This window comes from Duganella margarita, assembly GCF_009857535.1.
Taxonomy (GTDB): Bacteria; Pseudomonadota; Gammaproteobacteria; order Burkholderiales; family Burkholderiaceae_D; genus Rugamonas; species Rugamonas margarita.
Genome location: NZ_WWCS01000029.1, coordinates 1 through 15,302 on the forward strand (window position 1 = coordinate 1; position 15,302 = coordinate 15,302).

Below are 15,302 nucleotides of genomic sequence, written 5' to 3' on the forward strand. Positions count from 1 at the left end.
TGCTGCGGGGCGGTTTGGCGCGGCGCTGGGCGGCCTGGGTGTGGAAAAAGGCGTGCATGACTAACCTCCGGGTGAGCGTTTCGATACCTGTCAGCTTAGCGACGGCGTCGTAAAAACGGTCTAAAAAGGCGGGCCGGGGCTGTAAACATCGTGTATAAATTGCGCAGTGCGCAATTTTTGCCCGCGATCAAACGCGGTTGAGGATAGAATACGCATTAATCGCCGCACCTGTACATAAACCCAGTATCAAAAACACAAGCTGCTCACGTATGGCCACCAAAAAACCTGTTTCCGACTATAGCGAATCCTCCATCCGGGTCCTGAAGGGGCTGGAACCCGTCAAGCAACGCCCGGGCATGTACACCCGCACCGAGAACCCGCTGCACATCATCCAGGAAGTGATCGACAACGCCGCCGACGAAGCGCTGGGCGGCAATTGCCATAACATCATCGTCACCCAGAACGCCGACGGCAGCGTCACGGTCGAAGACGACGGCCGCGGCATCCCGGTCGGCCTGCACCCGGAAGAAGGGGTGCCGACGGTGGAAATCGTGTTTACCCGGCTGCACGCCGGCGGCAAGTTCGACAAGGGCAGCGGCGGCGCCTACGCGTTTTCCGGCGGCCTGCACGGGGTCGGCGTGTCGGTCACCAATGCGCTGTCCAAGCGGCTGGAAATCACGGTGTGGCGCAAGGAGCCGAACGGCACCGGCCTGCACCACCTGGTGTTCGAAAACGGCGACGTCACCGAGCCGCTGACCTCGGTGGTCGCGCCGCGCGACGGCAAGAAGTCCGGCACCAGGGTCACCGTCTGGCCGGACGCCAAGTATTTTGACTCGGCGGCGATCTCCACCACCGAGCTGCAACGCCTGCTGCGCTCGAAAGCCGTGCTGCTGCCCGGCGTGTCCGTCACGCTGGCCAACGGCAAGACCGGCGAATCGCAGACCTGGCAATACAACGACGGCCTGCGCGGCTACCTGACCGAAGCGCTGGCGCAGTCGACCGACGGCGAGACGCTGATCCCGCTGTTCGAGGGCGAACAGTTCGCCGGCCCCGACGCCGAAGGCTTCGCCGAGGGCGAAGGGGCGTCGTGGGTGGTGGCGTGGACCGAGCAAGGCGCCATCGTGCGCGAATCCTACGTCAACCTGATCCCGACGCCGAACGGCGGCACCCACGAATCGGGCCTGCGCGACGGGCTGTATGGCGCCGTCAAAAACTTCGTCGAAATGCACTCGCTGCTGCCGAAAGGCGTCAAGCTGCTGCCGGAAGACGTGTTCGCGCGCGCCTCGTTCGTGCTGTCGGCCAAGGTGCTGGACCCGCAATTCCAGGGCCAGATCAAGGAGCGCCTGAACTCGCGCGACGCCGTGCGCTTAGTATCGACCTACTCCAAGCCGGCGCTGGAGCTGTGGCTGAACCATCACGTCGACTACGGCAAGAAGCTGGCCGAGCTGGTCATCAAGCAGGCGCAATCGCGGCTGCGTTCGGCGCAAAAAGTCGAAAAGAAAAAATCCTCGGGCGTGGCGGTGCTGCCGGGCAAACTGACCGACTGCGAATCGACCGACATCGAGCGCACCGAACTGTTCCTGGTCGAGGGCGACTCGGCCGGCGGCTCGGCCAAGATGGGCCGCGACAAGGAATTCCAGGCGATTTTGCCGCTGCGCGGCAAGGTGCTGAACTCGTGGGAGACCGACAAGGACCGGCTGTTCGCCAATAACGAGATCCACGACATCTCGGTGGCGATCGGCGTCGACCCGCACACGCCGCTGGACAAGCCCGACCTGTCCGGCCTGCGCTACGGCAAGATCTGCATCCTGTCCGATGCGGACGTCGACGGCTCGCACATCCAGGTGCTGTTGCTGACGCTGTTCTTCCGCCACTTCCCCGGCCTGATCGCCAACGGCAACATCTGCATCGCGCGGCCGCCGCTGTACCGGGTCGACGCGCCGGCGCGCGGCAAGAAGCCGATCCAGAAGCTGTACGCGCTGGATGCCGGCGAACTGACCGCCATCGAAGACAAGCTGCGCAAGGACGGCCTGAAGGAAGGCGCGTGGTCGATCTCGCGCTTCAAAGGCCTGGGCGAGATGAACGCCGAGCAGCTGTGGGAAACCACCATGAACCCGGACACGCGGCGCCTGCTGCCGGTGGCGCTGGGCGGCTTCGGCCTGCACGAATCGGCCGCCCGCTTCAACATGCTGATGGGCAAAGGCGAAGCGGCCGCGCGCCGCGCCTGGATCGAAGAACACGGCAACGAAGCCGACGCAGACATTTAAATCACGTACACCATGACTCAAGCAAATCTCTTTGACGAACCGGCGCCGCAGGACGACGACGCCGAGCACACCGCCGACCAGGGCGCGCCGGCGCCGGCCAGCGCCCCCAACGCCGCCGAACCGGGCGCCTCGGCCCACCCGGTGCAACCGGCCGCGCAGGCAGCGGCCCACGCCGCCGCCGAAGCGCACGCCCATGGCCAGCCGCTGCCCGCCGCTGATGGCGCTGATGGCAACGACCATGGCACCGGCGATAACGGCAACGGTAACGGCGGCGGCGGCAACGACGACGACGGCATGTTCGGCGGCGCCGGCGGCGGCGATGGCGGCGACGCCCTGACCCTGTCGACCTTCGCCGAGCGCGCCTACCTCGACTACGCCATCTCGGTGGTCAAGGGCCGCGCGCTGCCGGACGTGTGCGACGGCCAGAAGCCGGTGCAGCGCCGCATCCTGTACGCGATGAACGAAATGGGCCTCAACAGCAGCGCCAAGCCGCGCAAATCGGCCACCGTGGTGGGCGACGTGCTGGGTAAATTGCACCCGCACGGCGACCAGTCGGTGTACGACGCCATGGTGCGCATGGCGCAGGACTTCTCGCTGCGCTACCCGCTGATCGACGGCCAGGGCAACTTCGGCTCGCGCGACGGCGACGGCGCGGCGGCGATGCGCTACACCGAGGCGCGCCTGACGCCGATCGCCAAGGTGCTGCTGGACGAAATCAACCAGGGCACGGTCGACTTCCAGGCCAACTACGACGGCTCGACCGAAGAGCCGTGTTTGCTGCCGGCGCGGCTGCCGATGGTGCTGCTCAACGGCGCCTCCGGCATCGCGGTCGGCCTGGCCACCGAAATCCCGTCGCACAACCTCGGCGAGGTGGCCAGCGCCGCCGTCGCCATGATCCGCAACCCGAAAATCACCCACAGCGAGCTGATGGCGCTGGTGCCGGGGCCGGACTTCCCCGGCGGCGGCCAGATCATCACCCCGCCGCAGCAGATCGCCGACATGTACGCCAGCGGCCGCGGCTCGATGAAAGTGCGGGCTCGCTGGAAGATCGAAGAATTGGCGCGCGGCCAGTGGCAGGCAGTGGTGACCGAACTGCCGCCGGGCACCTCGTCGCAAAAAGTGCTGGAAGAAATCGAAGAACTGACCAACCCGAAGATCAAGCTGGGCAAGAAAGCGCTGTCGCCGGAACAGCTGGCGCTGAAATCGCTGATCTTGAATTCGCTCGACACCATCCGCGACGAATCGGGCCGCGCGGCGCCGGTGCGGCTGGTGTTCGAACCAAAATCGAAGAACCAGGACCAGACCGAATTCATGCTGATGATGCTGGCGCATACCTCGCTCGAATCGTCGGCCTCGATCAACCTGGTGATGATCGGCGGCGACGGCCGGCCGCGCCAGAAAGGCCTGGGCGAAATCCTCAGCGAATGGATCACGTTCCGCTTCGCCACCGTGACCCGCCGCACGCAGTACAAGCTGGGCAAGGTCGACGCGCGCATCCACATCCTGGAAGGCCGCCAGACCATCCTGCTGAATATCGATGAAGTGATCCACATCATCCGCAACTCGGACGAACCGAAGGCGGCGCTGATGGCGCGCTTCAACCTGAGCGACATCCAGGCCGAAGACATCCTGGAAATCCGCCTGCGCCAGCTGGCGCGGCTGGAAGCGATCAAGATCGAACAGGAACTGGCCGAGCTGCGCAAAGACCGCCAGCAACTGCAAGACCTGCTGGACAACCCGGCGTCGATGAAGCGCGCCATCATCAAGGAAATCGACACCGACGCCAAGACCTTCGGCGACGCCCGCCGTACGCTGATCGAAGAAGCGCAGAAAGCCGTGGTCGAGCAGAAGGTGGTGGACGAGCCGGTGACCGTCATCATTTCGGAAAAAGGCTGGATCCGCGCCCGCAGCGGCATCGGCCACGACGCCGCGCAATTCACCTTCAAGGCCGGCGACACGCTGTACGGCGCGTTCGAATGCCGCACGGTGGACCACCTGCTGGCGTTCGGCAGCAACGGCAAAGTGTATTCGGTGCCGGTAGCGGCGTTGCCGAACGCGCGCGGCGACGGCGTGCCGGTCACCACGCTGATCGACCTGGCGTCCGGTTCGCGCCTGCTGCACTACTTCGCCGGCGCCGGCGCCACCCGCCTGCTGCTGGCCAGCAGCGCCGGCTTCGGCTTCGAGAGCAAGGCGGCCGACCTGGTCAGCCGCAACAAGAGCGGCAAATCGTTCATCACGCTGGACGACGGCGACGTGCCGCTGCCGCCGACCGTGATTCCGGACACGGCCAGCGCGGTGGCGACCCTGTCGTCGGGCGCGCGGGTGCTGGTATTCGGCATGGATGAAATGAAGGTGCTGACCAACGGCGGCCGCGGCGTGATCCTGATGGAGCTGGGCGACAAGGAAACCCTGCTGGCGGCCAAGCCGATCAGCCAGAAAGGCGTGACCGTGCACGGCATCGGCCGTGGCGGCAAGGCGCAGGAAGAGCGGCTGTCGGCGTCGGCGCTGGCGGTGCACTTCGGCAAGCGCGCGCGTAAAGGCAAGGAACTGGCGACCAAGATCAAGCCAAGCGGCCTGGTCCCGATCGTCTAAAACCCGGGGTCAGGTCTCACAATTGAACACGGGCGCTACCGTAGTTTTCGCTACGGCAGCGCCCGTGTTTAAATGGGAGACCCGACCCCGGATTGCTTAGTGCTTGGCGGCGGCTTCTTTGACGTCAGCGTCGGCCTTGGCTTTGGTGGCGGCGGTTTTGTTCGCGGCCAGGGCTTTGTCTTCGGTGGCATCAACAGTGGCCTTGATCGCTTTGGCGTCGGCTTTCACCGATTTTTTCTCGGCTTTTTCTTCGGCTTTGGCGACGGCTTTGTCACCTTTGGCCACTGCTTTAGCTTTGTCTTCAGGATCAGCCTTGGCCACTTTTTCGTTGGCTTTGGCTTGTTCCACACCTACCTTGGCTTGCTGCTCTTCATGCACCTTGTCGGCTTTGGCGATGGCCTTGTTGGCTTTGTGGTCAGCCTTGGCATCGACCTTGGCTTCTTTCTGCTGCGCCTTGGCGATGTCTTTGTTGGCATCGGCTTGCGCTTTAGCCACGTCCGAGGTTTGAGCAAAAGCGGCGGTAGCGAACAGGCCGGCGATCAGGGTAGCGATAATTTTGTTCATGATGTGATCCCTTTCGGTGTTGTTTGAGTAAGTGAGATACAGCTTAAGCCTCGCCCGCTCCGCACACTGTACGCTAGCGTACTAAACCGCCGGTTTATTTTTCCGGCCGGGAATACAAGTCGATAATCGTGCCGATCGCATCGGCGCACACCGAGCAGAACGCATCGCTGCGGTCGAACATGATGCACTGCATCTCCGGCCGGTAGTAGCCGGTGGCCTCGTAGTTGGCGCCCTCGAACGCACCGACCGTGTGGCGGTGCGGATCGCGCGAGAACAGTTCATTGCTCTGCTGCAGATCGCGGCGGAACAGCGCGCTCATTTCCGACTCCGGCCGGTTGGCAGCGCGCAGCGCGGCGCGCTCTTTTTGATATGCGCGCGAGGCGGTCTCGTAAGCTTCTTTCGGCCACGGCGTCGGCAATGGCGTGCCATCCTTGACGAACTTCTTCCATTTCAGATTGGCCGGATCGTGCAGCGCGGTGGCGTTGGGTTCCCACGGCTCGCGACGCTCGCCGCCGCCGGTGGCGTAGGCGACTGGCGAGGTGTAGTACTCGTCGGCCAGGCCGGCGAAATGGTGGCCGAATTCGTGCACGAACAGGTAGTTGGCCCAGTCGTTGTCAGCCGCCGCCGTGCTGAACTGGCCGAAGATGCCGCCACCGCCGTAGGTTTCGTTGTTGACCAGAATTTCGATGAACTCATACGGCGCGTACTGCGCCAGTTCGCGCAGCGCGCGGTTGTCGGTGGTCAGCACGTAACGCTCGCTGCCGAAGATGTCGTAGCGCGCGCCCAGCTTCGACGCATGATGGACGCCGGTCGATGGCCGCGAGACGCCGGATTCCTCGGTCGGCAACGCGATGGCCCAGACGTTGAAGTCCTTGGCGCGCTCCTTGAACGGCGACACCTGGAACAGGTGGTCGGCCAGGCGGCGGGCGGCGGCTTCAAATTTTTTCATCTCGGCCTGGGTATAGCCGTCGCCGACGATCAGCAGGTCGACCTTGTCTTCCGACGGGCCGTTGACGCGGATGCCGATCGGCTTGACCGGCGCCGGCGGTTGCTTGCGGATCACGTCCTGCGCGTCGGGGTTGACGTCGGCGGTCCACACCACCGAGAACAGGTTGCGCTCGTCTCGCTTGAGGATGCGCACGCGCACCGGCTGCTCGGGACGCGGGAAGCGCACCGACTCCTCGAAGCCGCGGTTGATGCGGGCCGCTTCCTCGGTGCTGCGCCATTCGGCAAACACGGTACTGAAACCGCGCGAGTAGAGCAGCTTGCCGGTCTTGGCGTCCACCACTTCCACCATGTTGTTGCCGCGATTGGTGGTGTCGATGGTCTGGCGCAGGTTGCCGGGCCATGGCAGCGGCTCGACCACCACCCGCTCCAGCGCGTAGTGTTCGTCGAGCGCGTTGCCGCTGTGCAGGTAGTCGACGCGCATGGTGGCCGGCTGCGCGGCCAGTGCCGAGGCCGAGGCGCACAGCGCCAGCAGGGAGAAGAGATTGCGGAGCATGGAGGTCCTGACGGTCAGTTGGAAACGTGAGCGTCATTGTAAACCGGTGCCGGCGCTGCGACGAGTCCGGCGGCGGCGGCTATTGTGCGCGCAGCGACTGGCCGATGTCGAGCGGGCGGATGTCGAGCCGCAGGTTCAGGATCGAGTAGCTGTGCGGCGCCGCTGAGGCGTAGCCGACGCTGTCGCGCGTCTTGCTCAGCGTGAACTGGAAGCCCAGCTCCGGCAAGGTCGAGCCAGGGCCGCTGGTGGCGATGCCGATCGCCTCGCTGCGGCGGTTGTTCATCAGGTTTTCCATCAACTGCACCAGCGCGTTGCGGCCCAGGATGTCGGGCGAAAACACCGGGTCGGCCGCCAGGTCCTTGTGCGGCGCGATGCGCCCGCCCGCCTTGGCCGCCGACGGCGTGAACGCGTGCGTGGTGAGGTCATACAGGTCGCCCTGATCCAGATAGCTGATCACTGCATTCGCAACGTTGAAGCCGGGGCGCGCCGGGTCGGTGCTGGCGCGCGACAGGTCGACCAGCAGCGCGCCTTTGCTGCCAACGATCTCGACCCGCCGCTGCGCATCGACCACCATGGCGGTGTTTTCGTCGATGCCGAGGCCGAACTTGTAGCCCTTCTTGAGCATGGCGGGAATCATGCGGGCAAAGCGGCCGCGCACCAGGAAGTGCTGGTCGACAAACACGTCGTCGCCGATGAAGCCGAGGCCAGGGGCAATTTCCTGGCCGTCGGTGACGCCGCCGCGCAGGGTGGCGAACACGGTCTTGGGCGCGTAGAACATGGTGCTGCTCATGACCGCCGCACCGGCGCTGTTGCCGGCCACCACGCCGCCCTTGCGGTAGACGTCCCACACCGCCTCCAGCACGGCGCTGCGGCTGCCGTCGGCGCGCACCAGCGCTTGGGTGATGCGGGCCTGGTCGCCGCCGGAGAAGAACACGCCGCCGGCGCCGCGCACGGCGTCGGCCAGCAAGGGGTCGTCGGCCGCCTTGCGGAAATCGCTGTCGGCCAGCTTGACCGCCAGCGGGATCTGGAAGGCGTCGGCGCCGTAACGGTTGAGGGAGTCGACGATGGCGGCCGCCACCGGCGCCGGATCGGCGGCGGCCGACGCAAACACGGCGATGCGGGCGCCGGGGCCGCCGGCCAGCCGGACGATGCGCTGCCAGACGGCGTCGTTGTCGGCGCGCAGGCCGCCGCCGATGATCACCAGCGAGCCTTGGGGGCCGGCAGCCGGGGACGTGGGCAGGGCCGCGGCCGTGGTCGGAGAAGTGGTCGGAGCCGTGGTCGAAGCCGCCGCCACCACGCTTAGCGGCAAGGCCAGCAGCAAGGCCGCGTGCACCAGGAATTTGATCGCCATGCGCATATGCCCTCCAGATTCATGTCGAACACGTCATTCCCGCGCACGCGGGAATCCATACGGCGCTGACCGACACGCGCCGCATGGATTGCCGCGTCGGCGGCAATGACGGACGGGGGCGGCGACGCCGCAGGGCAGGCGCGCCGTCCCGTTAATATACCCGAAGCCGCGCTAGCGGTAGCGGTACAACGGCTGTTGCAGCTGGATCGGCCGGATGTCCATGCGCAGTTTCAGCACCGAATACGCCTCCACCTCGGTCGAGCTGTAGCCGACGCTGTTGATGGTCTTGGAGAAGCGGAACTCGAAGCCCAGCTCCGGATTGAAATCGCGCGGGTTGCCGAAGGCGATGCCGATGGCGTCCTGCTGGGCGTTGTCGATCAGGTTGACCATCAGATCCAGCACCGCATTGTTGCCGAGGATGTCGTTGGTGTAGACCGGCTCGCGGGTGTCCGGCTGGTTCGGGTCGAGCTTGTTGTCGGCCTTGTCCGGCGACGGCGTGAATTCGCGCGTCACCAGGTTGAACTTGTCGCCGCGGTCGAGGTAACTGATGGTGGCATTGGAGATATTAAAGCCCTTGATGCCACGGTCGGTGATCGCCGCCGACAGGTCCAGCAGCAGCGCGCCGCTGTAACCGATAATCTCGACGTCGCGCTTGGCGTTGACCACCATCGCGGTGTTCTCGTCGATGCCCAGGCCGATCTGGTAGCCCTTCTTCAGCATCACCGGAATCATGCGCGCAAAGCGGCCGCGCACCAGCAAGTGCTGGTCGACAAACACGTCCTCGCCGATGAAGCCGAGGCCGGCGGCGATCTCATGGCCTTCGTTGACGCCTTGCTTGAGCATGTCCAGCGTCGACTTGGCGTCGTAGAACATGGTGGTGCTCATGATCGCGGCGCCGGCGCTGGAGCCGGCCAGCACGCCGCCGTCGCGGTAGACGTCCCACACCGCGTCCAGCGCCGCCGTGTGGCTGCCGTCGGTGCGCACCAGCGCGCGCGTGATGCGGGCCTGGTCGCCGCCGGTGAAATAAATCCCGGTGGCCGAATGGATGGCGGCCACCACTTCCGGGTCTTCGGCCGCCTTGCGGTAGTCGCTATTGGGCCAGGTGACGCCGAGCGGAATCGCAAACGCCTGGGCGCCGTACTGATTGAGCTTGTTGACGGTGGCCTGGGCCGCGCTTTCCGGATTGATCGAGGCCGAGCCGAACACGCCGATGCGCGCGCCCTTGCCGCCCGCCAGCATGACGATGCGCTGCCACACCTCGGCGTTTTCGGCGCGCAAGCCGCCGCCGATGATGACCAGATTGCCGGCCGGCGGCGTCAGCACCGGCTTCGGCGGCGGCACGGCCTTGGCCGGTTTGCTGCTCTTGCCCGGCACCTGCACCTTGGGAACCGGCGTCGTCGCAGCCGCCTGGGCGGCGGCGCCGGTCAGCACCAGCAGCCATAGCAGGCACAGCCTGCCCAGCCCGCGGCGCGTAAAACCCGTTAATTTCATGTTGCCCTTCCGATGAAAACCGGCGCCGGGCTATCGCCGGGCGCCGTAGTTACCGCAGATGATACCAAGCTATTGCTTAAAAACGCATTACTTGAAGGCGTAATTTACACTAGCAAAGAAGCGGCGGCCGCGCACATCGGTATACGTCGGGTCGTAGCCTGAAATAAAGTAATACGCCTGGTTCGAGTATGGCGGCGCCGTATCGGCCAGATTCTGCACGCCGGCGCGCACCTTGATGGCCTTGCTGGCCTGCCACGAGCCGGTCAGGTCCCACAGCGAATACGATTTCACGTGGTTGGGCTTGACCACCGAGCCGTCGTCCAGGTTGATGGCCGAGTTCTGGTCGTGATAGCCGCTCGAGAAGGTGTTCGACAGCGTCGCCGCCCACGGGCCCTGGTCCCAGTCGAAGCTGAGGGTATGGCGCCAGCGCTGCACCACGCCATCGGTGACGAAGCGGCCCAGGTTGGACACGTAGACGTCGCCCTTGTCGTTCTGGATCTTGGAATCGGTGACATAGGTGCCCGCCAGGCGGCCGCCGAAGCGCCCGGCCCAGGTCTGCACGCCCTTGAAGTCGATGGTCAGATCGAGCCCGGCGGCCTTCTGCGCGCCGCGGTTTTCCTTGTACTGGTCGATCCACAGGATGTAGTTGTCGTCGTCCGGGTCGCGGTGCACCAGGCTGGCGTACTTGGTCGGGTTGGCCAGGATCAGGTCGTCGCCGACCTCGGCGATCAGGTCGGTGCGCTTGATGTTCCAGTAATCGAGCGTCAGCATCACCTGCCTGGACGGCTGCAGCACCATACCCAGCGAGAACTGGCGGCTCTTCTCGGGCTTGAGGTTGGGATTGGAGTGGCGGTGGGTTTCCCACCCCTCGGCGCAGGAGGCATAGTCGTTGTCGACCACCGCGCAGTACACCGGGTCCGGCAGCACGGCGGTGGCGCCGACCTGGGTCGGGCGGTACAGGTCGGTCATCGACGGTGCCCGGAAGCCGCGTCCGGCCGAGGCGCGGAACAGCATGGTCTTGGTCGGCATGTAGGTCAGGCCGATTTTCGGGCTGGCGGCGCCGCCGACCACCTGGTAGTGGTCGTAGCGGGCCGACACTTGCGCTTCCCATTGCTTGGTCAGCGGCAACAGCAGCTCGCCGTACACGGCCTGGATGTTGCGCGCATAGCTGGTGGCCTGGCCGCCCTCGGGTGCGGCGTCGTTGTTGATGTTGTCGCTCAGCAGCAGCGCCGACGGGTTGTAGTCGGTCTTCTCGCGGCGGATTTCGCCGCCGACGGCCAGCGCGGCGTCGCCGCCGGCCAGCGTGCCGATGGCGTGGGAAAGCTTGAAATCGAGCGCATCCATGGTGCCGCGCGCGTGACGCACCTCGTCGTTGACCTGCAGGCTGTTGATCAGGTCGCGGCCGGCCTGGCTGGACGGGCCGAACGGGTTGATCAGGCCGTCGCTGATGCCCTGCACCAGCTCGTTGTACAGCAGGTAGCCGTGGGTGTCGCGGTCGCGGATCACGTTGACACTGTGGTTCAGGCCGATGTCATAGTCCCAGCCGTTGCGGCTGCCGGTCAGGCCCACCACGTAACGCTGGCTTTCGCTGGTCAGCTCGCTGGTGCGGCGGCCCGCCTCGTTCAGGCGGATGCGCAGCTCGACTTCGGGGTCGCCGCCGGCTTCTTCCGAGCCCAGGTCGTAGCCCTTGAACGCCGGGATCACGCCGGCGTCGACATAGGCGCGCACCCGCGCCGACGAGGCCGCGTACCAGGTCTTCGAGCGGCTTAGCGCGACTTCGGCGTAGAGCTGGTTGTCCGGGTTCAGCTGCAGCACGCCGCGGCTGAGGAAGTTGGCTTTTTCCGATTTCGGATACAGCTCGGTATCGCCCATGTAGTTGTAGGTGCAGCCTTCGGGGCCGCCGGTGCCGGTCGGCAAATTCAGGTTGGCCGGCGGCGCGCAGCCCGGCACCGACGGGTTGATCAGCCGGCTGGTGATCGGCTGGCCATTGATCTTGAAACCGTTGGCGGCCAGGTAATCGCGCTGGTCGGCGCTCAGGCGGATGTTGGCCGGCGAGGTGTAGCCGGACAGCAGGTGCGGCAGGCGTTCGGCGATGTGCAGGTCGTTGATGAAGTCGCGCTGCGAGGTGCTCAGCGCATCGGTGCGCTGGAAGTCGGCCACGGCGAACACGTTGTAGCCGTCCTTGGCGACGTCGCCGATACCGGCGGTCAGGGTGGCGGTGCGCTTGCCGGCGCCGCCCTCCTTGGTTTTCAGGCCGTAGGCGTTCAGCTCGACGCCCTGGAAGTCCTTGCGGGTGATGAAGTTGATCACGCCGCCGATGGCGTCGGTGCCGTACAGCGCCGAGGCGCCGTCCAGCAGCACTTCGACGCGGGCGATGGCGGCCGCCGGGATGTTGTTGAGGTCGACGCCGGTGTCGTCACCGGGCGAGGCGAAGTTGGCCATGCGGCGGCCGTTCAGCAGCACCAGGGTCGACGAGGTGCCGATGCCGCGCAGGTTGGCGCTGTTAAACCCGCGCTGGTCCTTGCCGTCCGAGATGCTGGCGCCGTCGGTCAGCGAGCCGACGTTGGCCGACAGCCGCGCCAGGATCTCCGAGGCGGTGGTGACGCCAACCTTGTCGATTTCCTCGCGGGTGATCACCTGCACCGGCAGCGCCGTCTCCGATTCGATGCGCTTGATGGCCGACCCGGTGATCTCGACCCGCGCCAGCGGCGGCGGCAACGGCGCATCCTGGGCGCTGGCTGGCTGGCCGAGGATGCCGGCGACGGCGCCCAGGCCGATGGCCAGCCGGACGGCCCGCGTCATGACCAAGGCGCGCGTGCGATGCATGTGACTCATATTCTCTCCCTGCTTTTGGATATATAAATAATTCATTTAAACTAACTGTACGCAGTTGTGGCCGAAAACTCAAGAAAGCCGGGCACCTTTCGCCCTGTGCGATTTACTTTGTGAAAATAGTGCTACATACTCAATCCCTAGACGATTACGGTGACCCGCCATGCAAGCACACAAACATCCCCTTTCCGCGCCGTACGCCAGCACCGCGTATGAGCTGACCAGTTTCCATTTCGGCACGCCCGGCCGTGGCAAAAAAGTCTATATCCAGGGGTCGCTGCACGCCGACGAGGTGCCGGGCATGCTGGTGGCGCAGGTGCTGCGCCGGCAACTGGCGGCGCTGGAAGCGGCCGGCCAGATCAGCGGCGAAATCATCCTGGTGCCGGCCGCCAATCCGATCGGGCTGGCGCAGGCGATCCACGGCGCCGCCTTCGGCCGCTTCGACCTGACCACCGGCGTCAACTTCAACCGCGCGTACAAGCACGTGGCCGAGGACCTGAAAACCTCGCTGGAAGGCAAACTGGGCGCCGACGCCGCCGCCAACGTGGCGCTGATCCGCGAACACGCGCGCGCCTCGATCGCCGCCTGGCAGCCGAAGACCGACGCCGAAACGCTGAAAAAAACCCTGATGACGCTGGCGATCGACGCCGACATCGTGCTCGACCTGCATTGCGACAATGAGGCGGTGCTGCACATCTACGCCGGCACGCCGCTGGCCGAGGCCATCGCGCCGCTGTCGGCCATTCTCGGTTCGCATGCGACCCTGCTGGCCTACGAGGCCGGCGGCGAGCCGTTCGACGAAGCCTGCAGCCGCCTGTGGTGGGATCTGGAGCGCCACTTCCAGCACCGCTTCCCGATTCCGGCGGCGTGCCTGTCGACCACGGTCGAACTGCGCGGCGAGCAGGAAGTCAGCTACGACCTGGCAGACCGGGACGCCGCCGGCCTGCTGCAATTCCTGACGCTGCAAGGCGTGCTGCACGCCGGTGACGCCGCCGCCCAGGCCGCCGCCGCCGTGCTGCCGGCGCCGCTGTGCGAGGCGACGCCGCTGGAAGGCGTCGAGCCGCTGTATGCGCCGCATGCGGGGATACTGGTCTACACGCGCGAGCTGGGTGCGCGCGTGGTGGCCGGCGACGCCATCGCCGATCTGATCGACCCGGTCAGCGGCGACACCACCGTGTTGCGGGCGGCGGTCGACGGCGTGTTCTTTGCGCGCAGCGCGCATCGCCATGTGATCCGCGGCATGAACGTCGGCAAAGTGGCCGGCGCCAAGGCCTATCGTGATGGCGACCTGCTGAGCGCATGATGACCACTTCCCGTAAATTCAAACTCCCCCACACTTTCGTCCTGCTGTTCATCATCCTGGCGCTGATTGCGGCGGCGACCTGGCTGGTCCCCGGCGGCAAATACGATACGCATCTGGTCAACGGCAAGCAGCTGATCAACCCGGACAGCTTCCACTACATCGCCAGCGCGCCGCAGGGACTGACGGCGCTGATGAAGGCGCCGATCAAGGGTTTCGTCGAGGCGGCGCAGATCATCGGCTTCGTGCTGATCGTCGGCGGCGCGTTTGCGGTGCTGCAAAAGACCGAGGCGATCGACTCGATGATCAAGTCGCTGGCGCGCGCGCACGCCAGTTCCAAGTTTATTCAGCGCGCGCTGATCCCGGTGTTCATCACGCTGTTCTCGATCGGCGGCGCAACGTTCGGCATGAATGAGGAGGCCATCCCGTTCATCCTGATTTTTGTGCCGCTGGCGCTGGCGCTGGGCTATGACACGGTGGTCGGCGTGTCGATTCCGTTTCTCGGCTCGCAGGTGGGCTTTTCGGCAGCCTTCCTGAATCCTTTCAACGTCGGCATCGCCCAGGGCATCGCCGGCGTGCGCGTGTTTTCCGGTTGGGAGTACCGGCTGATCGTGTGGGTGATTGCCACCGCCGTCACCATCGCCTTCATGATGTGGTACGCGGCGCGCGTCAAGCGCGATCCGACGCTGAGCCCGACCTACGCGCTGGACCTGGAGAAGCGCAAGGACTTGCCGGTTGGCGGCATCGGCGAGTTCCACGGCATGACCGCGCGCCACAAGGCGGTGCTGTGGATCTTCGCCGGTGCGCTGGGTGTGATGGTGTTCGGCGTGGTGCACTTCGACTGGTATATCGACGAAATCGCCGCGCTGTTCCTCAGCATGGCCATCGTGATTGGCTTGGTCGGGCGGCTCGATTCGACCCAGATCGTCGAAGGCTTCATTCAGGGCGCGCGCGATCTGGTCGGCACGGCGCTGGTGATCGCGCTGGCGCGCGGCACGCTGGTGCTGGCGCGCGACGCCCACATCATCGACACCATGCTGCATGCGCTGATGCCGCTGGTGCAGTCGGCGCATCCGGTGTTTGCGGCGTGGAAGATGTTTGGCATCCAGACGGTGATCAATTTCTTCATCCACTCCGGCAGCGGCCAGGCGGCATTGACCATGCCGATCATGGCGCCGCTGGCCGATCTGGTGGGCGTCACGCGCCAGACCGCGATTCTGGCGTTCCAGTTCGGCGAGTTCACCACGCCGATGATCCCGACTTCCGGCATCACCGTCGGCGTGCTGGCGTTGGCGCGCATCCCGTGGATCACCTGGGCCAAGTGGATGATCCCGCTGCAACTGATCTACGCGGTTCTGGCGCTGGCGCTGCTGGTGCCGCCGTGCCTGATGAACTGGCAGTAAG

General features: G+C 65.5%; 9 protein-coding genes. 4 read left to right on the top strand and 5 right to left on the bottom strand.

The features are described from left to right. Positions 1 to 269: 269 nt before the first annotated feature. Together GTP55_RS26860 and parC are read left to right on the top strand one after the other, a co-directional pair. The gene (locus GTP55_RS26860) at positions 270 to 2,267 is read left to right on the top strand and encodes a DNA topoisomerase IV subunit B (protein WP_161047856.1); all 1,998 of its coding nucleotides are present in this window, start codon (positions 270 to 272) and stop codon (positions 2,265 to 2,267) included. Between the two features lie 294 nt (positions 2,268 to 2,561). After that, the gene (gene parC, locus GTP55_RS26865; protein ID WP_161047888.1) at positions 2,562 to 4,859 is read left to right on the top strand and encodes a DNA topoisomerase IV subunit A; all 2,298 of its coding nucleotides are present in this window, start codon (positions 2,562 to 2,564) and stop codon (positions 4,857 to 4,859) included. Positions 4,860 to 4,955: 96 nt separating this feature from the next. Here parC and GTP55_RS26870 read toward each other — a convergent pair whose 3' ends face one another. The 5 genes from GTP55_RS26870 to GTP55_RS26890 all read right to left on the bottom strand — a co-directional run bounded on the left by GTP55_RS26870 (position 4,956) and on the right by GTP55_RS26890 (position 12,601). Further along, a complete protein-coding gene (locus GTP55_RS26870; protein WP_161047857.1) occupies positions 4,956 to 5,423 on the bottom strand; it encodes a hypothetical protein in 468 nt (155 codons plus the stop codon). Between the two features lie 94 nt (positions 5,424 to 5,517). Further along, the gene (locus GTP55_RS26875; protein WP_161047858.1) at positions 5,518 to 6,924 is read right to left on the bottom strand and encodes an IgA Peptidase M64; all 1,407 of its coding nucleotides are present in this window, start codon (positions 6,922 to 6,924) and stop codon (positions 5,518 to 5,520) included. 79 nt (positions 6,925 to 7,003) lie between these two features. Next, complete coding sequence (locus GTP55_RS26880) at positions 7,004 to 8,275, bottom strand: cyanophycinase (protein WP_371868458.1); 1,272 nt, start codon at positions 8,273 to 8,275, stop codon at positions 7,004 to 7,006. A gap of 171 nt (positions 8,276 to 8,446) precedes the next feature. Further along, positions 8,447 to 9,766 (bottom strand): cyanophycinase, encoded by a 1,320-nt coding sequence (locus tag GTP55_RS26885; RefSeq protein ID WP_161047860.1) that lies wholly within the window; start codon positions 9,764 to 9,766, stop codon positions 8,447 to 8,449. Between the two features lie 87 nt (positions 9,767 to 9,853). After that, on the bottom strand, positions 9,854 to 12,601 hold the full coding sequence (locus GTP55_RS26890; RefSeq protein WP_229258181.1) for a TonB-dependent receptor: 2,748 nt from the start codon (positions 12,599 to 12,601) through the stop codon (positions 9,854 to 9,856). A 160-nt stretch (positions 12,602 to 12,761) separates the two neighbouring features. Here GTP55_RS26890 and GTP55_RS26895 point away from each other — a divergent pair, with 160 nt between their 5' ends. After that, positions 12,762 to 13,901, top strand: a complete 1,140-nt coding sequence (locus GTP55_RS26895) for a succinylglutamate desuccinylase/aspartoacylase family protein (RefSeq protein WP_161047861.1) — start codon at positions 12,762 to 12,764, stop codon at positions 13,899 to 13,901. Beyond that, positions 13,898 to 15,301: a YfcC family protein gene (locus tag GTP55_RS26900; RefSeq protein ID WP_229258182.1), complete on the top strand. Its 1,404-nt coding sequence runs from the start codon at positions 13,898 to 13,900 to the stop codon at positions 15,299 to 15,301. The genes GTP55_RS26895 and GTP55_RS26900 overlap by 4 nt, the downstream gene beginning before the upstream one ends. Position 15,302 lies beyond the last annotated feature (1 nt).